The sequence below is a fragment of the Ruegeria sp. CE8 genome (assembly GCF_056537465.1).
Genome location: NZ_JBQFRP010000020.1, coordinates 36652 through 56595, shown reverse-complemented (window position 1 = coordinate 56595; position 19944 = coordinate 36652). Strand labels below are relative to the sequence as shown.

Genomic DNA, 19944 nt, shown 5'->3' with positions numbered 1-19944 from the left:
TCAAGGATTGGCGCCGCGTGGCAACCCGGTACGACAGGTACCCGAAGGTCTTCCTCTCAGCAATCGCCCTCGCAGCTCTCGTCATCTATTGGCTATGAGTCCTGACCCTAGTCTATTTTTCCAATCAAGGAATGCGGATCCAGTAAAGCGATTTACCGCTTCAAACCAAACAAAATGCAACAAGCCAGTTGCGCTCAACTTGGTCCAGGTCATTTCTTTGCCATTGCTTTTCATTTCAGCAGTGCCCTACGGCCAAATATAAACACCAGCACCAAGATTATAGGAACCAAGACGGCACCCATCAGTAAAACATGATGCAGGGCATCGGGTAGTAGCGAGACGCGATTTCCGAACTGGTATGCAATAGTCGTCCAGAACACCACCCACAACACCGAGCCCGCAACATTTGCCAAAAAGAACTTTACCCACGGCATATTCGCTGACCCGGCGGCCAAACCGTTTAACTGCCGCAGCAATACAAAAAAGCGCGCGCACACCACTAAAGAGGCACCATATTTGTTTGTCGCGCGCTCCACGGTCTCGTACTTCGTCTCGGTAATGCCAAAACGCGATCCATACGCCAGGATGATAGCGCGGCCGTACCTGCGCCCAATCAGGTAAGCAACATTGTCGCCAGCTATGGCCGCAAGACTGGCAACCGCTGCAACCGCAAAAATGTTCAGAGTTCCTTTTGCTGCAAGCACCGATGCAGCCACTAAGGCGCTTTCTCCCGGAAGAGGCAGCCCAAAGGTCTCAAAGAAGATCGTGGGGAAAAGTACGAATAGCCCGTAGTTCTCAATAAGACTTTCAAAGTTGTCTGCGATGTTATGCATCTGAAAACCCGGCCCTACCGAAACGATCCCAAAGCGGTGTGTTCGATGTACTTTTCTTAATGATTTGGAAGAGAACTACCAACTTAAAGGCACCAGTTAAAAGTCTTGGATTCACTGCAGACCGCGTGAGGAACGACAATGGCTTTTACAGACAAAGAAAGTCGCAAAAACTTTTGGGGCGCCCTTTTCGCCTTGCCAGAAAAAAGGTTCGCGAGACGTAAAAGAAAAGAACTGGCGCGCAAAAAGCAAAGAGAGACCGATGCTCAGGTCGCAAAAGACCTTCGAGAAACCGGCCAAAACACTGACTACATGCAAGACCCCTTTTTCTACCGCCACTACTACTTTTGACATATGGGCCTGGTACGGACGCTCGCTAAGCCGTGAAACGCGCTTAATGTTCTTTGGGCGCTTATTCCGTAGCAGTTGTTGCTTCCGTTGCTGAGGGTGGGGCGGTTTCTTCACTTCCCACGCCCTCCTCAACTGATGTCATCATTGTAAGGCCCAAGAGTAAAACAACCAGAACCGCAACGATTACTATGAAGTTTCTATTCATTTCCGTTCTCCCAACGCGGTAAGCAGCCTCCGGGGAGGCGTAACGCCGAAGAGTCAAATATTTGTCAGGCTCTCAGGCGCTACATTTGATAGCTGCTCGTATTGATCGACCGCCGACAGGTATTCTTCCAATTTCCGACCCTCTTCCGTGTTCGGCTCTGATCCCCATAGGTACTCAATCTCACGGAGCGCAGCACGGTACTCGGTCAGGGTACGGACAATGGTCATGGCAATACCTCAAAAGAAATCAATATGAGACTTCATACCTGAAAACCTGCGATTCTGGTAGTCGGTTCCGAGCAGGCACGCCCTTAGCTTCTCGGTCTTTAGAAGTTCTGTTAGGTATAGTTCATGCCCGAGTTTCGCCCTTTCTCCCAAGATACCCTCCGGCCCCTGGCTGGACTAAGGGTGCGCGACAGCCAAACCACGTTCGTTGCTTCAAACCTAATGACCATGGCACAGTCCATTTTTGAACCCGGGTCGGAAATCTATGGTGTTTGGGAGCAAACTACTCCGGTCGGGCTGCTGGCGGTTATCGATATGTCCCACCCGGATGCGGATCTTGACGAAGGCGATGACCCGGACGGGATTTATATCTGGCGCTTAATGGTTGACCAGGCCCATCAGGGTCGGGGACATGGTAGAGCAGCTTTGGATTTCGCGAAGTCGTTAGCGCGCGAAAGGGGACGTTCTAACCTAATAATCAGCGTTGTTGATGAGCCGGGTGGCGCTATGCCGTTCTACAAGGAGTTTGGCTTTCACCCAACGGGTAGAATCGTTGATGGGGAAGTGGAACTGGCCTTGCGGTTGGTCTGAGCCACAGAATATTAGCGAGAAACATCAGCTCTCTCGATTACATCATATGACCGATATCAGCGCGCTTGCCGCTTCCGCAAACCCGGCTACGGCCACAGCGCCTGCCAGAACTATGCAAAAGATTTCCAATACACTCAGTTTCATTTTGACCCCCATCAAAACGTTGTGCGGGGCTTAGTGTAATTTTGTAACCTCGTATAGTGAGTGGAAGTTTACGTCGCGGAAACCCGCTGCGTAGGTGGCGTGTATTTGCTCAGGCTCACCGCAAAGGTGGTACGATAGGCCTTTGTGAAAGCACTCGAAGCTTGACTTGTAGCTGTTTCGCATCGCCCAACGCGCTATTTCCGCGTGCAGACTCAGTAAGAAGCGATCGATACGCGCCTTTGCTAGTAGGTGCATCTCAACTTGGCATACCGCTGGTTCTGTCGGCTTGGGTTGGATGACAATGTTCCCGACCACTCATCGTTCTCGCGTTACCGCCATGGCAAGTTCCGTGAAAGCGACATGCTGCGGCGCATCTTCGAGACGACCGTCGTACGTTGTCTGAAGGAGGGTCTTGTATCTGGCGAAGGCTTCGCCGTTGACGCCAGTCTAATACCGGCAGACGCCAATAAAGTCCGTTCCGGCAGCCCAGTGGACCCGAGCTGAGGAAAGTCGTCCCTATTTTGCTTACGCCACGAGCTACCTGATCGGCACCAAAGGCTCAGTCATCACGGTCGTTGAGGCGACGCGGGCGATCCGACAGGCCGAGGCGGGCGCTTCGCAAACAACGCTGGATCGCACTGAAAAGCGCTTCGGTATCAGGCCGGATTGGCTTGTCGCAGACACGGCCTATGGCTCCAGCGACAACTTGGGCTGGCTGGTCAAGAAGCGTGGGTTCTTCCCGTTCATCCCAGTGATCAATCACTCGAACCGCAAAGACGGTGCATGGACAAGGTTCGAGTTTGAATATGATGAGGCCAACGATCTGTACACTTGCCCGGAAGGCTTCGCGCTGAAGCAATTCCGTCGAAACTACTCCGATCCCAACCGCGGCAAGAACATCAGTGGCAGCCGAAAGTACCGCGCACTGAAATCTGACTGTCAGAGTTGTCCATCGAAAGAGAAATGCTGCCCCAACGAAATCTGTAGATCAATCCGTCGGGAAGCACATGAGCACGCTCGGGATTTCGCGCGATCCAGCAGGAATACGCAAGCCTATAAGGTCAGCCGTGACAAACGGAAGAAAGTTGAAATGCTGTTTGCGCATCTGAACCGCATTTTGAATCTGACCAGGTTGAGATTGTGCGGACCCAATGGGGCTAAGGATGAGTTCCTGCTGGTCGTTATCGCACAGAACCTTAGAAAGGTCGCCAAGCTAAGGCCCAAGACCGTCCAACCGGAGGCGATGGCATGATCTTAGGCGTCAAGTCAGCCCACTTGCGCGTCGATTGGATCCGCGTCCAAGGCAATCACCTCGTGCCAAACCTTCGGTGACAATGTCGCCATCACTTGCCCCGAGTTTTTCAACAGAATCAGCCCTAACCCAGGCATTCGCCGCATTGCAAAGAACAGCTACTGGAAGTTTGTTACTGTGTTTTTTTAGGAAAGGCTTTTTTGCCTATAGGTACTTTTCGAATAGTTGAGTTTCTTTCGATCAATTTTGCCTCCAGCTTTTCAGCCTTCGGTCTCTCCTGAATGGAAATCCACCGCGCCAATGCAGCGGCTGCCCTTTCGCCCATGCGGGAAACCGGAAGGTGTACTGTTGTTAATGACGGCACCGCAACGGCAGAGCTTGGTAGATCATCCAAGCCCATTAATGATATTTCTTCTGGGACACTTAGCCTTTTCGACTGCAGGCCGAACAAGACCCCTAACGCCACAACGTCGGATAGACACAGTATGGCGTCAGGCTTGGCTGCGTCGCCTACGATGCGCGCAGCTGCTTCCGCTCCGCCGCGAAGACTGATGTCAGTCTCTACAGTCGTAAGTTGACCCTCCCAATGCAGTGAGCGCAGCCCGGAAAGCCGAGCCAGAGTCCGGTCATTATTGTCAACTGGTCCGTGTACGACAGTGATTTGCCGATGCCCAAGTTCAATGAGGTGCTGCAACGCCAATTGCGCCGCGGCTTTATTGTCGTACCCAATCGTTGGCAAAGGGTTAGAGCCGTCAAAGTAGGATGTGATGATCGTGGGGATCATCGTACGTTCGATAAGTTCGTGGAACTCATCGGAATGTGTTGCACCGGTAATGATCAAGCCCTCTGCCCCGATATCGACAAGCCCTTTCGCCTTTTTGGCTTCAATCTCCAGGTCAGACTCAGTTGTGGCCACAATCAATGAAAGCCCATCTTCGGAAAGCTTCCGTTCCAGCGCCGCAAGAAACCGAGCGAAAATGGCGTTGTCCAAGGTCGGAACCAGCGCGCCTACGAAACGCGTGCGGCCCGAGTTGATAGCTCGGGCAGCTGCACTGGGGACGAATCGAAGGTCCGCAATTGCTTTCTGAACTTTCTCCAGAGTGTCCTTTTTCACGACACCGGGCTCGTTCAGGACACGGGACACCGTAGCGACTGACACGCCTGCAGCTTTTGCGACATCTCTGAGATTTGCGCGCTTTTTCAACGCCGGGTCTTTTTGTGTCACGTGATTTTGCATCCATTTTACCGGCTTTCAACGAAAGTGTTGACATATGTAACTAGTTTCATCAACCTCTGTAACTAGTTTCATAGCTGAGAATCCAACAGCGATATGCAAGGTTCGGCCGTATTACACGAGTTCACGAATTCCGGGTTCGATAGCCCGGGACGCAGATTTCCGGGGTTTCCGAAAGCTTCGGGTGTTCGAAAATATGTCTTGGGATCGCGCGAAGCGATCCGCGTGGAGATGGGCGCAGGTGACCTGCTGTCTTTGGAAGCAACATCACAGTCTCATCCGCTGGATGTTGTTGAATTTCTCGACGGAAAGCCGACGCTTGCTCATCTAGGCCTAGAGGCAAACGGTACGGTTGATTGCAACGAGTTCAACAGCGAACCAATCACCGGTTGGATTGGAGCGAATGGTGGGAATCCAGCACAGGAAATTCCTCGCTCCAGGTTAATCACTTCAACAGAGCCGCTGGTCTTGAGCACCGACAAGCGGATTACAGTTTGGCTGATCCGCCCAACTTCTATTCTTGGATTGATTGAAGGAACCGGAGCTGGCTGTGTCGCGGTTTCTCATAAGATTGCAGCTTCGAATGAACCTTTGCTGCCGCCGCTTTTGGGCGACACGCGGGACGAATTCACTGTGCCGCGCGGTACGGGGATCGCATACGAGCTGAAAGCCGGTGAATTCGTTCAAATCATCGACGTAGAAGGGCAGCAGTGCTCTGACTTCATGGCGCTTCGTTCCGATGGGTTGTTCCGCGGTGCCGAGTGGTTGATCGACTCCACAGCCACCCGGTCGATGGTGCGTCGCGCATTTCCTGGTCCGGGTTTGCTGGACAAGTTTTACGATCGAGAGATGCGGCCACTTCTCAATGTGGTGCAGGATACCTGTGGGCGGCATGACACGTTCGGTCTGGCCTGCACCGCCCGAGGTTATGAAGAGCGTGGCTTTCCAGGGCACGTGAACTGTTCCGACAACATGTCGAATGCGCTGGCCCCGTACGGCGTTGCGCGTCGGGCGGCTTGGCCGGCGATCAATTTCTTCTGGAACACGTGGATCGATCCTGGGACGCATCACATCCTGACCGAAGAGTCGTATTCGCGCCCCGGCGACTATGTCGCGATGCGCGCGATGGAGGATTTGGTGTGCGTCTCGACCGCGTGCCCGGACGATATTGACCCAATCAATGGCTGGAATCCGACGGATGTGCATGTCCGCATCTACCGCCCGGAAACGCCGATCCGGCGAGCGGTCGCCTATCGTGAAAAGGAAGATGCCCCGATGTCGATCAGTCAGGAATCCGCATTTCATGACCGGCTTGCCCCTTTGACTCAACAATTCGCGCCTGCACGTGATCTGTGGGCACCGGTTAGCTTTCCCGCGCACGGCACGTTGGGTGAGTACTGGGCATGTCGCGAAGCCTTGACGGTGCAGGACATGAGCGGGCTGCGCAAATTCGATATTGTTGGCCCAGACGCCGAGAAACTGCTGCAGCAGGCAACAACGCGAAACGTCGCCAAATTGCCGGTCTGGCGCGGATCTTACACATTGATGTGCGATGAAAGCGGGTCGGTCATTGATGACGGCACGCTTTTCCGGCTTGCCCCCGAGATTTTCCGCTGGTGCTGCGGCTTCGAGGAAAGCGGTCGCATGCTGCAAGCATTGGCAACGGATCTGGACCTGCAGGTTCGGGTCCACGCAATGCAGAACGCTATGCCGAACCTAGCCATTCAGGGGCCAAAATCGCGCGATCTGCTACGCAAGATCGCCTTTACTCAACCACACGTACCTTCGCTGGATGACCTGAAGTGGTTCGGGGTGACGATTGCGCGGCTTAATGATCGAGATGGCGCACCGTTCATGCTCTCGCGCTCCGGTTACACCGGAGAATTAGGCTACGAAATCTTCTGTTCGAAGTCTGACGCGATCGCGATTTGGGATGCGGTTATGGAAGCGGGTCAAGAATTTGGAGTTACACCCATGGGCTCGGCTGCGCTGGAAATCATCCGGATCGAAGCCGGGTTGGCTGCGGCAAATGCCGAATTTGCTCCGGGCGTCGACGCGTTCGAGGCCGGGCTGGGCTTTGCGGTCGATCTGAAAAAAACCAGTTTCTCGGGCAAAGCCGCACTTGAAAGAAACGCGCGAGAGCCGCGTCGCGTGCTTAAAGGCTTGTTGATCGGCTGTGATGATGTGCCTGCCCACGGCGCCCCTGTTTTTGCAGGCGAACGGCAGGTGGGCGTGGTCACTTCGGCCACCCGATCACCGATGTTGGAACACGCGATCGCCATGGCGCGGTTGTCGGTCGAACAAGCCGAGAACGGGACCCGACTGGAAATTGGCCAACTCGACGGGCGGATGAAACGCCTGGGGGCAACGGTATCGGACATTCCATTCATAGACCCGCAACGCAAGCGGGCACGCGCCTGATGGCGCAAACGACACAATGCAACGGGAGAATATGACATGAAAAGACTGACAACACTGACGGCAACACTGGCGCTCACCCTGGGGGCCACTTCAGCGTTGGCACAAGACAAGGTCATGGTGGGCGAACCCAGCTGGCCCGGTGCCAAAATCATGAGCCGCGTCATCGGGCAGGTCATCGAAACGCGTTTGGGTGGAGAAGTCGGTTACGCGCCGGGCGCCAACGCGGTGATTTTTGCCGCCATGGACGGCGGGCGAGGTGACATCGATGTACACCCCGATGTCTGGTTACCGAACCAGTCGTCGTTCACTGACGAATATGTCGATCAGAAAGGCACCGTGGCGCTGTCTTCCGGCAACTACGAGGGCCGCGCAGGGATCTGTGTTCCGAACTACATGGTCGAAGATCACAGCATTAAATCGATCTACGACCTGGCCACGCCAATGGCGCAGGAGTTGTTCGACTCGGACGGCGACGGCATGGGCGAAGTATGGGTCGGCGCGTCGGGTTGGGCCTCGACCAACACCTTCAAGGTTCGCGTGCGCGACTATGGTATCGAAACTTTCCTGACGCCCACCACCGAGGATGAGACCGTATTCTATTCGCGTCTCAAGGATCAGATTGACCAGAAGAAGGGCGCTGCTTTCTACTGCTACGCACCGCATTACGTGCACGCGCTGTACGACGTGACGATCCTTGAAGAACCTGAGCACGATGCGGCCACATACAAAATGGTTCAGCCAGATCAGGACGCGGATTGGTACAACAAATCGCATGTCAGCACGGGCGAGCCCGTGAAAACCGTGACTGTTGCCCATTCGAAGTCGCTGGAAGAGCGCAATCCGGCTGCGGCGTCTTTCCTGAGCAACATCAACATGGATGCTGATCAACTCAGCGGCCTGACCTACGAGGTCGTGGTCAAGGGGCGCGACACGGATGAGGTCGTCGCCGAATGGATAGCCGCGAATGGTGACACGGTCGACGGCTGGCTTGGCCTGAAAACCAACTGATACGAAATGGCCCTCGGCCCGTTCGCCGAGGGCACAATCTGCAAGCTAGACCAAAGTGGGGCCAGTATGACGGCAGATATTGCAATCGATGCACGTGGCGTTTGGAAGGTGTTTGGAGCACGAGCGCAGGACGCGCTGAAAGCCATTCACAGTGAAGGACTGAGCAAGGCCGAAGTGCTGGAACAGTTCAACTGCGTTGTCGGAGTTGCTGACGCCAGCTTCGAGATCGAACGCGGTGAGTTGTTTTGCGTCATGGGCCTGTCAGGGTCGGGCAAATCGACCCTGGTGCGCCACGTAAACCGCCTGCTGGAACCCACGGACGGCCATATCTACCTGGACGGCGATGATGTGATGGGCCTGAACGACGATGGGCTTCGCGACCTGCGCAACCGCCGCGTTGCCATGGTGTTCCAGAATTTTGGCCTGATGCCCCACCGGACGGTGCGCGATAACGTAGCGATGCCTCTGGAAATTCGCGGCACCGGCAAGGCGCGTCGCTGGGAAGAGGCGGACCGCGTTCTGGAACTGGTGGAGCTCAACGGTTGGGAAGACAAATACGCGCATGAGCTGTCCGGCGGTATGCAGCAGCGTGTCGGACTTGCCCGCGCCATCGCTGCGGACCCGGAAATCCTGCTTATGGACGAGCCGTTTTCGGCCCTCGACCCACTGATCCGCAAGCAGTTGCAGGACCAGTTCATGGAACTGAGCCACAAGCTCAACAAAACCACGATGTTCATCACCCATGATCTCGATGAGGCGATCCGCATTGGCCACCGCATTGCGATCATGAAGGACGGGCGCATTGTTCAGATCGGCACGCCGGAAGAGATCATCCTGAACCCGGCCGATGATTATGTCGCCGATTTCGTCGCCGGGATCTCCAAGCTCAACATGATCTTCGCCCATTCGGTGATGAAGCCCGTCGACGAATTCGAGGCACGGCATGGCGAGGTTCCTGACGACGCCAAAGAGGCGCATCCGGATATGGATTTATCCGACCTGATGAACCTTTGCGTTGAAGGACACGGTGTGGTGGCCGTCACGCAAGATGGCGAAACCGTAGGTGTGATCAACCGTGCGGGGCTCATTCGCGCCATCCAAGACAGTCAGGCTTAAGGGGAAGACGATGAAACACGTTGACGCACAGCAGGTCAAACCCGAAACCGCCGACCGTTTGGAAGGTTTGATCGGCGATTTTGTCGGACAGAGCCAAGCCTACTATCAGAAGACCTTTGCCTACATGATGCAGGCGCCGGGCTATCGGTTCACCCTGAACAAAGCTGCGGCCATTCTCGGCCCGATCTGGTTCGGGGCGCGTGGCCTCTGGTCGTGGTTCCTGGGCTTTCTGGTGCTTGAAACGCTCGCCTACATTCAAATCGGCTTGGGCTTGTTCGGCGATCTCGGGCGGGAGTTCCGCGAACGCGCTGATCAGATCGAGCAAACATTAGCGCTGCGTAGGCAGCAGATCGAGGCGGCGGAGCAATCCGGTGCTGCTTCCTTAGACTCCCTCAAACGCGCAGCAGAGTCGCTGGAGGGTGCCTTGGCCGGCGCGCAGGAAGCTGCCCAGAGCGCAGACTCCACTGGTATCACTTATCTCGCGGTTGGGATTGTCCTGCTGTTGGCGGTCAAGTTTCTTGCGGCATCGTTGGCCAACTGGACGCTGGAAGGTCAGTTCGCGCGTTGGCGGTCGGATACCAGCGTGGCGCATGGATGGTCGGTGACCCGGATGGTCGTTGCGTCCGCACTGACTCTGGTAGTTGTCGTATTGTCAGCCATCAAATTCGCCCAACCAGATGCGCTGGCTGTTCTGAAAACCTTCCCGACAAACCGCGATTGGCGGCTGAATGTCGGCGACGGCGTGCAAGCCGTGTTTGAATGGACCAAGACTGCAGGCCGCGGCTTTTTTGACGGGCTGACCTATGGAATGCGTACGCTGCTGGACTGGATTGAGGTGGTTCTGGTCGATACGCCGTGGCCGGTGGTGGCGCTGGTGATCATCATGCTGGCCTACCTTTCCGCCGGACCGCGCGTCGCGATCTTCACCGGTGCCGCGCTGGCCTATCTCGGGCTGCTGGATTTCTGGGAAAAGGCGATGACAACCATAGCGCTGCTCGGAGCGGCTGCGTTGATCTCGATTACACTGGGCATACCACTCGGCATCTATTGTGCACGCCGTCCACGTGCTTTTGCGATCGTGCGACCAATTCTGGACTTCATGCAATCGATGCCTTCATTTGTCTACCTTATCCCGGTTGTTGCCTTCATTGGGTCTGGCAAACCGGCTGGTGTTGTGGCGACCATGATTTTTGGCAGCCCACCGGTGATCCGCTTTACCGTCCTCGGTTTGCAACAAGTACCCGAAACAGTGCGCGAGGCTGCACTCGCCTTTGGTGCCACGCCACGTTACCTGCTGTGGCGGGTTGATCTGCCCTTGGCGCACAAAACGATCATGGCTGGTGTTAACCAGACCATCCTTATGTCGCTGGCAATGGTTGTTGTGGCGTCTCTGATCGGCGCGAAAGGTTTGGGTGAAGATGTGTTGGAAGCGCTGCAATACGCTGCGGCTGGCCAAGGCATACTGGCAGGTCTGGCAATCCTGTTCTGCGCACTCATCCTTGACCGTATTGTGGCGGGAAAGAAATGAACTCTGACCTGTGGACTAAACACTTGCAAAAGTTGACTGGTTTCGACGTTCAATGAAGGGATATTCGAGCCGTGCCAATAGCGTTTCTCACGTCTTTTAAGCGGTGGCGGCCCGAGTTCATTCGCTGACCTCTCTTCTTCCATCGAAGGATGATGGAACGGCACAAATGCCAATACAGGTCTCAGGAACGAAGTATGCCTATGGTGAGCGGAGAAGTATTCAGGGCAACCCTTGGCTAGCCGCTTTTCTCCGTTGTCGAGAAAATGGGGCGCCTAAAGTCGAAGCAGTTTTTGCAGTAAAAGTTGTCCACTTAGACTATTCCCCTCTTAGATCAGATTTCTGGCCGTCCTCGGTTTGCTATAAATAAGGAAGACATAGGTACGTGTTAAACCTGAAAATCAACCCAACGATCTTTGTGCTCCGCCACGGCGAGACCGAGTGGAATTCACAAAAGCGGCGGCAAGGCCGTCGGAACTCGCCTTTGACCAAGCGAGGGGTGGCTCAGGCAGCGGCGTACGCAAAAAGGCTGCGTCACCGCATTTCCGGCCGTCCAGCACGATCCTGATCTTCTCTTCTGCGGAATACTGTTTGCGGGTCGCACGGCGAATGTCCTTTACGACCTACTCACCGTGGCTCTGCTTGGTTCCGGGTTTCTTTTTCATCTCCACTCCTTGGCGGTTACGATGAGCCAGAAACCCTCTCTTATCAAATCGACCTAAACTGTCCCATTGGTGCTGACGTCAGACAGCAGAGAAGAAAATCATATCGTCTCATTCCGGTTTAACCCGCTCTAAGCCAGAAGCGTTATGAATGGCATTGCCTTTGTTCATGGTAACAATTCGCGGATCGATTTGTTCTTTCTTGGATTGTTTTTTAGGTCGAGGAGCAAATCTTCCAAATCTGGCTGCTTGAGTGCTTTCGCAGCACCCTTGGGCGAGAACCAATGCCTTCTTCTTTGGTGCCTTTCCCTCCAACGGCGCTTTACCTTATCGACGTAGAGTGGATAGACGGTGGCTTTCACATTGACACAGGTACCGTCATTAAAAAACTTGGCGTATTCGAACTCACCGATGGGTTTGCGAGAAATTGTGCCTTCCACCCCGGCCTCCTCCAGCGCTTCGATTTCTGCTGCACGCCAGTCTTTCTTGCCATCCATCGGCCAACCTTTCGGCATTATCCAACGCCCCGTGTCACGCGACGTGATTAGGAGGACCTTAAGGCGGTCACCGAACAATTGCAGGGGCAGTGCTGCAACTTGTTTGCTCCGCTGGACCACTATTCTTTTCGCCTAGCTGGCCAGATTAAAGTGGTAATGTGATTTATCCTTCTCGATTGTGACTGGAAGAAATAAAAAAGCGTCAGGTTCTTGCAACTCAGAACTCACTGGTTTCTGACACGCCACCTCATGCCCAAATCCGATAAATGCCTTTGAATCCGACCGGGGTAGTCAGATACGATTGCATCCACGCGCAGGTCGATCATCTTGCCTATTTCTTCGTGCTCATTGACCGTCCAAACGGCAACACATAGGCCCAGATCTTTTGCGCGCGCCACATTTTCAGCCGTTACATCCGCGTAGTACGGGCACCAAAGCGATCCGCCAGCCTCCTTGACCAACTTCGGAATTTCATCACGCCGACCACAAAAATCAGGGCAAACCGCTTTCGAGGAATCCTCGCCAACGTCATCCGCGTTATCCGGAAGCTGCGTCAGGTAAGAAGACGGCATGTCAGGAGCTTGTCGCTGACATTCCTCCAGAAGGTTCCAATCAAAACTGTGTAATACCGCGCGCGACGAAAGACCTTTGGCGCGGACTTCCTGTAGAACTCGCCCGACAAAGTTCTCCCTATGAAGCGGATCATGCGCCACGTCAGGATCCGACTTCAGTTCGAGCATCAGATAGGCATCGCCGTTTTTTGGTTCACTTACCAAATCTAGCAAGTCCATCAGCCTTGGGACTCGAACGCCATCCAATTGGGCTTGGTCTGGAAAGCGTTGGCCATAGGCAGATTGCCCATCTAACCGTCCAATATCGAATTGCTGAATCTGCTCGAAAGTCAATGAGGACACCTTCGGTTCCTCGCCGGTCAGAAACTGGCCATCTACGCCGCGAAAGCTCGGGGCGTGCAGACGATGATTATGAGTTATGACCGGCACGTCATCCGCCGTCAGGACAACATCAAATTCAAGAAGCGGGACACCGATAGACAGCGAGAAGTCAAAACCAATCATGCTGTTTTCGGGCAATACGCCTCGCGCCCCTCGATGGCCCACGACCCGGATCAGGTTTTCTCCACCACGGAAGGCTTCGACTTGAGGAAACGCCATTAGCCGCCCAGCCTTTCACCGGTTGATTGGTCAAACAGATGCATGTGCTCTGGGGCGACCGAGAACCGCATGTTCGGATGCCGGCCTTCGATCGGGTGGACGCCCGGTAGGCTTATCGTGATCGCTCCGCCGATACCCGCAAGTTGACCGTGCAACAGAGTGTTTGCCCCAAGCGGCTCTGCCATCTGAATCGTCGCTTCTAGCGGACCATTATCAGCCAACAGCAGATGCTCTGGGCGTATCCCCAGCTTTAACGCGGTATCAGGACCTGCAGATCGGCCGACCGCAATTTCACCGATCTTGATCGTTTCGTTTTCACGCTGGGCGTCAAACACATTCATCGCGGGGCTGCCAATGAACTGTGCCGCGAACAAAGTTCTGGGCGTTTCGTAAACTTCCAACGGCGTTCCAATCTGCTCGGCAATGCCACCATTCATCACGATCATCCTGTCGGCCATCGTCATGGCCTCGACCTGATCGTGGGTCACATAGAGCGCCGTGATCCCCAGCTTTTCCTGGAGTTCGCGAATTTCCAGACGCATCTGAACCCGCAGCTTGGCATCGAGGTTCGAAAGTGGCTCATCAAACAGAAAAACCGCTGGCTCGCGGACAATAGCCCGACCCATCGCCACCCTCTGACGCTGGCCGCCTGATAGTTGTCTGGGTCTGCGATCCAGCAAGGGTTCCAGCTGCAATAGCTTGGCGGCCTCAGTCACTTTCTGGTCAATCTGGGCCTTCGGCAATCCGGCGATTTTCAGGCCATATCCCATGTTCTGGCGTACGGACATATGTGGGTAGAGCGCATAGTTCTGGAACACCATCGCGATATCGCGATCCATCGGCTCTTTGTCGTTGGCCCGTTCCTCTCCGATCCGGATTTCGCCTGCAGTCACCGTTTCCAGACCCGCAACCATCCGCAGTAGCGTGGATTTCCCGCAGCCCGAGGGGCCAACGATTACGATGAACTCACCATCCGCGATGTCGATATCGATGCCATGGATGACGTCCGTCGGGCCAAAGCTCTTTTTGACGTTCTCAAGGGTTACTGTTGCCATTTCTTACTTCTCGCTATCGACAAGGCCGCGGACAAAGAGCTTTTGCATCGACACCACCACGATGACCGGCGGGATCATCGCCAGAATGGACGTCGCCATGATGACCGGCCACTCGGCCACGTCGTCGCCTGACGGAAACATTTGTTTGATACCCATCACGATGGTGTTCATTTCGGGATCGGTGGTGATCAAAAGCGGCCAAAGGTATTGGTTCCATCCATAGATGAACAGGATCACGAACAACGCCGCGATGTTGGTCCGGCTCATGGGCACCACGATATCAATGAAGAACCGCATCGGGCGGGCGCCATCGACGCGTGCCGCTTCGGCCAGTTCATCCGGGATTGTCAGAAAAAACTGCCGGAACAGGAACGTTGCCGTAGCCGAGGCGATCAAAGGGAAGATCAAACCATAATAGCTGTTGAGCATACCGAACCCGGCGACAACTTCGAACGTTGGAACGATACGGACCTCGACCGGAAGCATAAGGGTCAGGAAGATCAGCCAAAAAAACGTCGTCCGGCCGGGAAAGCGGAAATAGACAATCGCAAAGGCCGAGAGCAGCGAGATAACGATCTTGCCCACCGCAATCCCAATGGCCATCACGAGGCTGTTGAACAGCATCGTGGCAACTGGGACATTCACGCCGGAAAACAGCGCGGCTTTGTAGTTTTCCCAGAACTGGTCACCCGGCACTAACGGCATAGGCGGTGACACGATTTCCGGCTGTGTCACGGTCGAGGCGACAAATGCCAGCCAAATCGGAAAGAAGATGATCAGAACGCCAAGGATCATCAGCGCATGGGTCAGCCAGATCCCCATCCCGCGATTTTCGACCATTCCGTGTTGCTGGGCGGCCATCAGTAATGCACCCTCTTTTCCACGTATTTGAACTGGATGACGGTCAGCAGGCCAACGACGATCAACAGGATGACTGACTGCGCCGAGGACGAACCTAGGTCCTGCCCAACGAACCCATCTGAGAAGACTTTGTAGACCAGAATGGTCGTCGCCTGCTGCGGCCCGCCTCCGGTAATGGTGTGGATTACGCCGAAGGTTTCAAAGAAGGCGTAGACCACGTTTACCACCAGCAGGAAGAACGCTGTCGGAGATAACAGCGGCAGGACGATTGTGAAGAACCGACGCCAGAAGCGCGCACCGTCGATCGCGGCAGCTTCGATTACCGACCTTGGGACCGATTGTAGGGCCGCAAAGAAGAACAAGAAGTTGTAGCTGATGCGCCCCCAGGCCGAGGCGACGACCACCAACCCCATGGCCTCGGTGCCGTTCAGAACGTGATTCCAGTCATAGCCAAGCTGGCCGAGATACCACGACACGACACCAACGCGCGTGTTGAACATGAACAGCCACAGGACACCGGCCACGGCGGGGGCAACGGCGTAGGGCCAGATCAGCAACGTTCGGTAGACACCCGAACCCTTAATAAGGCGGTCTGCGATAACCGCCAGAAACAGGGCTGGGATCATCGAGCACAGCGTGACGAGTGTCGAAAACACCGCCGTTGTCACGAAAGAAGCGCGATAGAACTTGTCGCTCAGCAAAAATTCGAAGTTACCCAATCCGACAAATTTGGACGACAGCCCAAAGGGGTCAGGAATGAATAGGGACTGCCACACCGCCTGACCGGCGGGATAGAAGAAGAAAACAGCGGAGATGATGACCTGAGGGGCGATAAGTGCCAATGGCAAAAGCCAGCCGCGGAAGGTAACGCGTTTTTCCATCCTGTTAGTCCACCAGAAATGCGAATGCGGGCCCAAAAAAGGCCCGCATCGAATTAAGAGTTATTGATTGGCGGACTCGAACCGGCGCAGCAGCGCGTCACCGCGCTCTTTCGCGCTGTCCATCGCTTCCTGAGCGGTTTTCTCGCCGGACCAGACGGCCTCAAGCTCTTCGTCGATGATGCCTCGGATCTGGTCGAACGAGCCCAGACGCAGACCTTTCGAATTTGCAGTGGGCTCTTTCGCAGTCATCTGGATCACCGCGATGTCGGTACCCGGGTTTGCGTCATAGAAACCTGCGGCACGAGTAGCTTCACCTGCTTCGGCCGTGATTGGAAGATAACCGGTGTTCTGGTGCCAGGCCGCCTGAACGTCAGAGGAAGAAAGGAAGCTTAGGAACTCACCAACGCCTTTGTATTCCTCGGGATCATGGCCTTCCATTACCCAAAGAGATGCACCGCCGATAATCGTGTTCTGCGGCTCGCTGGTGACAGCCTCCCAATAGGGCAGCGGGCGCACGTCGAAGGCGAACTCCGCTTCGGAGCTGATACCTGCGTAACCGGCCGAGCTTTCCGTAAACAACGCGCATTCGCCAGCCCGGAAATTTGCACCACCTTCGTTTCTGCGCCCGGTGTAGATGAACTTGCCATCCTTGGCCCAGTCACCCATTGCCGTCAGGTGTGCGACCTGCGCCGGACCGTTCAGCATCAACTCAGTATCCAAACCGGCAAAACCGTTGTCCTGCGATGCGAACGGAACGTCGTGATAGGCCGACAGGTTCTCGAGGTGAATCCAGCTCTGCCATGCGGTCACCAGCGGGCAGTCTTCGCCGCCAGCCTTCAGTTGCTCAAGCACGTCGCCAACCTTTTCCCAGGTCGACAGATCCGTGTCCGGATCAACGCCCGCCGCTTCGAAGGCATCGCGGTTGACCCACAGAACAGGCGTGGACGAGTTGAAAGGCAGCGACAGCATCTCACCGTCCGTAGTCGTATAGTAACCTTTGACAGCCCCTATATATGCATCCGGATCAAAGGATGCTCCGCTTTCAGCCATCACTTCATAGACCGGTTTGATCGCACCTTCAGCCGACATCATCGTTGCCGTGCCCACTTCGAACACCATCAGGATGTGGGGCTGCTCACCGGCACGGAAAGCCGCAATACCTGCGTTCAGAGTTTCCGAGTAGTTACCCTTGTGGCTTTCGACCACGACGAACTCATCCTGGCTTGCGTTGAACTCTTCAACCTGCGCTTTAACAAGCTCACCCAGTCGGCCGGTGAAGGCGTGCCAGAATTGAACTTCAGTTTGCGCCAACGCCGCCACGGGGGACAACGCAGTAGTTACGGCGAGAGCGCCGAGAAATTGCTTATTCATGATTCCTCCCATGCATCAGGTTCGATGCTTCGTTGAATACCGACCGCAATGCGTAATCGGCATACATGACGGTTTCACGACGTTAACGTTACAGATTTATAATTCAAGCATTTAGTTTTGGAAAAAAATATAACACAACATTATATTAATTCCAGACAGCAACATAACTGGTCCCAAAATGAGTCAAACTTTAAGGATCCGACAATTGGAAGCCCTTATGGCAGTTTCCACAAATGGGTCGGTTACAGCGGCAGCAGCGGATCTTGGGGTAAGCCAGCCTGCGGTCAGCCGACTGTTATCCGATCTTGAAAAATCGCTTGGGTTTCAACTTTTTGATCGCCGCGAAGGTCGGTTGGTGCCAACACAGGAGGTGCGTTACCTACAACCCAGCGTAGAACGGGTTCTTGAGCTGATGAAGCAGATCTCGGATGTCAGTCAGGACATAACCCAACGCAAAGCAGGGCACATCCGCGTCGCATGTTTACCCGGGTTCGCCACCAGTCACCTTCCCAACGTCGTCGCCAGGTTTTTGGAAGATAGGCCAGGTGTAACCATGACGATCGAGCCTGACAGACCGGAACGCATTCTCGAATGGATGATCGGTGAGCAATATGATTTTGGAATCACCGACAGCTTTAATGGTCATCCAGCTGTCGAAAGCAGAAACATCGATGTCCGCACAGTTTGCGTGTTTCCAACTGGACATGAATTGGAAAACTTCTCTGAGGTGACACCCGCGGATCTTGCAAAGGCCAAGATAATTCACACACGACGCGACAGCGACTTTTTTGGGCGACTCTCAAAGGCGTTTCAGAACGCCAATGTGAAACTGAATTCCCACATTGAAGTCAGGCAATTCACAGCAGCTTGTGAATTAGCGGTAAAAGGTGTCGGCGTTTCTGTGGTAAGCGAGTTGGACGCCGTCCAATACGCCGCGAGCGGATTGAGCTATCGACCGTTCAAACCATTCTTGTCACATACACTCTCCCTTGTACGCCCGATTTTGAAGCAACCGTCACTGGTGACACTTGAATTCATCGAACAGTTTCAAGAAAGCTTGAAACCTTTCCAGGCCGAGTGACCCCGTCGATGACCACATGAAATCGTCGAGGATATACGCATCTGGGGTGGTGTCGACTTCGGCTTCGGCCATACCGCTCCGATGGACATGCCGCCGCCGGTCACTGCATCCAACCAAGTCGCATTTTTGAAACCGTCCGCGGATTTCTTTGGTCACACAAACCTGTTCACGTAATTCTCCAGAATTTCCTGGCGTCCAGATCGTGGTTCTGGGTTTATGCCATCATGCAAAACCCTGGCAGAAATTTCTTCCAAACTACTACCCAACATGGACTTCGCTTGTGGAGACTTCCAACCGGAGTACCGTTCCGACATCGCGTCTTCCAAACCGCCATCGTCAATCATGGCGGCAGCAGCTTTCAGACCACGTGCACAGATGTCCATCCCTCCGACATGCGCCGCCACCAGATCTGTGGCATCAATTGACTGCCGGCGAATTTTGGCGTCAAAATTCGTGCCCCCGGTGGTAAAGCCACCAGCCTTCAGGATGTAATAGTAAGCTAGGGCAACTTCCGGTGTATTGTTGGGGAATTGGTCCGTATCCCACCCGGATTGGTAGTCATTGCGGTTCATATCAATCGACCCCAGCATCCCTTCGGCGGCGGCAACCGCAATTTCATGCTCGAAACTGTGCCCGGCAAGGATCGCATGCCCCTGTTCGAGGTTCAGTTTCACCTCGTTCTCCAGCCCATACTTCCTGAGAAACCCGATACAAGTGGCGGCGTCATAGTCGTATTGGTGCTTGGACGGCTCCTGAGGTTTGGGTTCCACAAGAATGGTGCCCTTGAACCCAATCTTGTGTTTGTACTCCACGACCATGTTCAAGAACCGGCCCATGTGGTCTAGTTCGGTTGTCAGATCCGTGTTCAGCAGGGTTTCGTACCCTTCACGCCCACCCCACAGAACATAGTTTTCGCCACCGAGTTTGTGGGTCGCATCCATGCAGGATTTTACCGTCGCTGCGGCAAATGCAAAAACGTCGGGATCAGGGTTGGTACTGGCGCCAGACATCCAGCGGCGATGGCTGAACATATTGGCGGTGCCCCAAAGCAGCTTGGTACCAGGCACCTGCATCTTTTCCCCGATGTAATCTGTGATTTCCTCCAGAGTTCTCAGGTTATCGGCAAAATTGCCCTGCTCCGGCCGGATGTCAGCGTCGTGCCAGCAGAAGAATGGCTGGCCCAGAAGCTCAAACAGTTCGAAGGCAATGTCCGCCTTTAGGCGAGCCCGGCCCATGTCGTCCTGTGGATGCCAAGGGCGTTCGAACGTCGGCCCGCCGAAGGGGTCTCCGCCTTCCCACGCGAATGAGTGCCACCAAGCGACCGCAAATCGCAGATGGTCTTCCATACGTTTACCCAGGACAATCTCGTCCGGGTTGTAATGCCGGAAGGCCAGCGGGTTCGTGCTTTCCACACCTTCAAACCGGATCTGTTCGATCCCTTCAAAAAATCCACTTGGCATTTC

Annotated in this window: 18 protein-coding genes and 2 pseudogenes; 10 read left to right on the top strand and 10 right to left on the bottom strand. The window is 54.7% G+C overall.

The window, feature by feature from the left end; genetic code table 11:
* Positions 1 to 98, top strand: a pseudogene (locus tag ACR0AA_RS22530) (IS5/IS1182 family transposase); the annotation flags it as partial.
* A 132-nt stretch (positions 99 to 230) separates the two neighbouring features.
* Here ACR0AA_RS22530 and ACR0AA_RS22525 read toward each other — a convergent pair.
* The gene (locus ACR0AA_RS22525) at positions 231 to 833 is read right to left on the bottom strand and encodes a DedA family protein (protein ID WP_480666125.1); all 603 of its coding nucleotides are present in this window, start codon (positions 831 to 833) and stop codon (positions 231 to 233) included.
* Between the two features lie 138 nt (positions 834 to 971).
* Here ACR0AA_RS22525 and ACR0AA_RS22520 point away from each other — a divergent pair, with 138 nt between their 5' ends.
* The gene (locus ACR0AA_RS22520) at positions 972 to 1181 is read left to right on the top strand and encodes a hypothetical protein (protein WP_480666124.1); all 210 of its coding nucleotides are present in this window, start codon (positions 972 to 974) and stop codon (positions 1179 to 1181) included.
* A 258-nt stretch (positions 1182 to 1439) separates the two neighbouring features.
* Here the strand turns inward: ACR0AA_RS22520 and ACR0AA_RS22515 are convergent, their stop codons facing one another.
* Complete coding sequence (locus ACR0AA_RS22515; protein ID WP_480666123.1) at positions 1440 to 1613, bottom strand: hypothetical protein; 174 nt, start codon at positions 1611 to 1613, stop codon at positions 1440 to 1442.
* Positions 1614 to 1736: 123 nt separating this feature from the next.
* Here ACR0AA_RS22515 and ACR0AA_RS22510 point away from each other — a divergent pair, with 123 nt between their 5' ends.
* Together ACR0AA_RS22510 and ACR0AA_RS22505 are read left to right on the top strand one after the other, a co-directional pair.
* Positions 1737 to 2201 carry a GNAT family N-acetyltransferase gene (locus tag ACR0AA_RS22510; protein WP_480666122.1) on the top strand — a complete coding sequence of 155 codons (465 nt, stop codon included), beginning with the start codon at positions 1737 to 1739 and terminating at the stop codon, positions 2199 to 2201.
* 393 nt (positions 2202 to 2594) lie between these two features.
* A pseudogene (locus ACR0AA_RS22505) lies at positions 2595 to 3597 on the top strand (transposase); the annotation flags it as partial.
* 172 nt (positions 3598 to 3769) lie between these two features.
* Here ACR0AA_RS22505 and ACR0AA_RS22500 read toward each other — a convergent pair.
* Positions 3770 to 4834 (bottom strand): LacI family DNA-binding transcriptional regulator, encoded by a 1065-nt coding sequence (locus tag ACR0AA_RS22500; protein ID WP_480666121.1) that lies wholly within the window; start codon positions 4832 to 4834, stop codon positions 3770 to 3772.
* Between the two features lie 198 nt (positions 4835 to 5032).
* Between ACR0AA_RS22500 and ACR0AA_RS22495 the strand changes: the two genes are divergently transcribed.
* The 5 genes from ACR0AA_RS22495 (at position 5033) to ACR0AA_RS22475 (ending at position 11469) form a co-directional block, all read left to right on the top strand.
* Positions 5033 to 7252, top strand: coding sequence for a DUF1989 domain-containing protein (locus ACR0AA_RS22495; protein WP_480757566.1), 2220 nt, complete (start codon positions 5033 to 5035; stop codon positions 7250 to 7252).
* 36 nt (positions 7253 to 7288) lie between these two features.
* Positions 7289 to 8260, top strand: coding sequence for an ABC transporter substrate-binding protein (locus ACR0AA_RS22490; RefSeq protein ID WP_480757563.1), 972 nt, complete (start codon positions 7289 to 7291; stop codon positions 8258 to 8260).
* A 66-nt stretch (positions 8261 to 8326) separates the two neighbouring features.
* Positions 8327 to 9376 (top strand): quaternary amine ABC transporter ATP-binding protein, encoded by a 1050-nt coding sequence (locus ACR0AA_RS22485; protein ID WP_480666118.1) that lies wholly within the window; start codon positions 8327 to 8329, stop codon positions 9374 to 9376.
* A gap of 10 nt (positions 9377 to 9386) precedes the next feature.
* A complete protein-coding gene (locus ACR0AA_RS22480; RefSeq protein WP_480666117.1) occupies positions 9387 to 10904 on the top strand; it encodes an ABC transporter permease in 1518 nt (505 codons plus the stop codon).
* A gap of 382 nt (positions 10905 to 11286) precedes the next feature.
* Positions 11287 to 11469 (top strand): histidine phosphatase family protein, encoded by a 183-nt coding sequence (locus tag ACR0AA_RS22475; protein ID WP_480757557.1) that lies wholly within the window; start codon positions 11287 to 11289, stop codon positions 11467 to 11469.
* A 261-nt stretch (positions 11470 to 11730) separates the two neighbouring features.
* Here ACR0AA_RS22475 and ACR0AA_RS22470 read toward each other — a convergent pair whose 3' ends face one another.
* The 6 genes from ACR0AA_RS22470 to ugpB form a co-directional block, all read right to left on the bottom strand.
* Positions 11731 to 12180, bottom strand: coding sequence for an NUDIX domain-containing protein (locus ACR0AA_RS22470; protein ID WP_480666116.1), 450 nt, complete (start codon positions 12178 to 12180; stop codon positions 11731 to 11733).
* A 104-nt stretch (positions 12181 to 12284) separates the two neighbouring features.
* On the bottom strand, positions 12285 to 13232 hold the full coding sequence (locus ACR0AA_RS22465) for a glycerophosphodiester phosphodiesterase family protein (protein ID WP_480666115.1): 948 nt from the start codon (positions 13230 to 13232) through the stop codon (positions 12285 to 12287).
* Positions 13232 to 14287 carry a sn-glycerol-3-phosphate ABC transporter ATP-binding protein UgpC gene (gene ugpC, locus ACR0AA_RS22460; RefSeq protein WP_480757554.1) on the bottom strand — a complete coding sequence of 352 codons (1056 nt, stop codon included), beginning with the start codon at positions 14285 to 14287 and terminating at the stop codon, positions 13232 to 13234. Before ugpC ends, ACR0AA_RS22465 begins: the two co-directional genes overlap by 1 nt.
* 3 nt (positions 14288 to 14290) lie before the next feature.
* Positions 14291 to 15127: a sn-glycerol-3-phosphate ABC transporter permease UgpE gene (gene ugpE, locus ACR0AA_RS22455; protein WP_480666128.1), complete on the bottom strand. Its 837-nt coding sequence runs from the start codon at positions 15125 to 15127 to the stop codon at positions 14291 to 14293.
* 20 nt (positions 15128 to 15147) lie between these two features.
* Positions 15148 to 16029, bottom strand: a complete 882-nt coding sequence (ugpA, locus tag ACR0AA_RS22450; RefSeq protein WP_480757551.1) for a sn-glycerol-3-phosphate ABC transporter permease UgpA — start codon at positions 16027 to 16029, stop codon at positions 15148 to 15150.
* 60 nt (positions 16030 to 16089) lie between these two features.
* On the bottom strand, positions 16090 to 17400 hold the full coding sequence (ugpB, locus tag ACR0AA_RS22445) for a sn-glycerol-3-phosphate ABC transporter substrate-binding protein UgpB (protein ID WP_480666113.1): 1311 nt from the start codon (positions 17398 to 17400) through the stop codon (positions 16090 to 16092).
* 178 nt (positions 17401 to 17578) lie between these two features.
* On the opposite strand from ugpB, the gene ACR0AA_RS22440 reads away from it, so the two are divergent.
* Positions 17579 to 18481 carry a LysR substrate-binding domain-containing protein gene (locus ACR0AA_RS22440; RefSeq protein WP_480666112.1) on the top strand — a complete coding sequence of 301 codons (903 nt, stop codon included), beginning with the start codon at positions 17579 to 17581 and terminating at the stop codon, positions 18479 to 18481.
* Between the two features lie 152 nt (positions 18482 to 18633).
* On the opposite strand, the gene xylA is transcribed toward ACR0AA_RS22440, so the two are convergent.
* The gene (gene xylA, locus ACR0AA_RS22435) at positions 18634 to 19941 is read right to left on the bottom strand and encodes a xylose isomerase (protein WP_480666111.1); all 1308 of its coding nucleotides are present in this window, start codon (positions 19939 to 19941) and stop codon (positions 18634 to 18636) included.
* Positions 19942 to 19944 lie beyond the last annotated feature (3 nt).

Coding starts and splice junctions, on each gene's coding strand:
- ACR0AA_RS22525 (WP_480666125.1), bottom strand. CDS start 833: ATGCATAACATCGCAGACAACTTTGAAAGTCTTATTGAGAACTACGGG.
- ACR0AA_RS22520 (WP_480666124.1), top strand. CDS start 972: ATGGCTTTTACAGACAAAGAAAGTCGCAAAAACTTTTGGGGCGCCCTT.
- ACR0AA_RS22515 (WP_480666123.1), bottom strand. CDS start 1,613: ATGACCATTGTCCGTACCCTGACCGAGTACCGTGCTGCGCTCCGTGAG.
- ACR0AA_RS22510 (WP_480666122.1), top strand. CDS start 1,737: ATGCCCGAGTTTCGCCCTTTCTCCCAAGATACCCTCCGGCCCCTGGCT.
- ACR0AA_RS22500 (WP_480666121.1), bottom strand. CDS start 4,834: ATGCAAAATCACGTGACACAAAAAGACCCGGCGTTGAAAAAGCGCGCA.
- ACR0AA_RS22490 (WP_480757563.1), top strand. CDS start 7,289: ATGAAAAGACTGACAACACTGACGGCAACACTGGCGCTCACCCTGGGG.
- ACR0AA_RS22485 (WP_480666118.1), top strand. CDS start 8,327: ATGACGGCAGATATTGCAATCGATGCACGTGGCGTTTGGAAGGTGTTT.
- ACR0AA_RS22480 (WP_480666117.1), top strand. CDS start 9,387: ATGAAACACGTTGACGCACAGCAGGTCAAACCCGAAACCGCCGACCGT.
- ACR0AA_RS22465 (WP_480666115.1), bottom strand. CDS start 13,232: ATGGCGTTTCCTCAAGTCGAAGCCTTCCGTGGTGGAGAAAACCTGATC.
- ugpC (WP_480757554.1), bottom strand. CDS start 14,287: ATGGCAACAGTAACCCTTGAGAACGTCAAAAAGAGCTTTGGCCCGACG.
- ugpE (WP_480666128.1), bottom strand. CDS start 15,127: ATGGTCGAAAATCGCGGGATGGGGATCTGGCTGACCCATGCGCTGATG.
- ugpA (WP_480757551.1), bottom strand. CDS start 16,029: ATGGAAAAACGCGTTACCTTCCGCGGCTGGCTTTTGCCATTGGCACTT.
- ugpB (WP_480666113.1), bottom strand. CDS start 17,400: ATGAATAAGCAATTTCTCGGCGCTCTCGCCGTAACTACTGCGTTGTCC.
- ACR0AA_RS22440 (WP_480666112.1), top strand. CDS start 17,579: ATGAGTCAAACTTTAAGGATCCGACAATTGGAAGCCCTTATGGCAGTT.
- xylA (WP_480666111.1), bottom strand. CDS start 19,941: ATGCCAAGTGGATTTTTTGAAGGGATCGAACAGATCCGGTTTGAAGGT.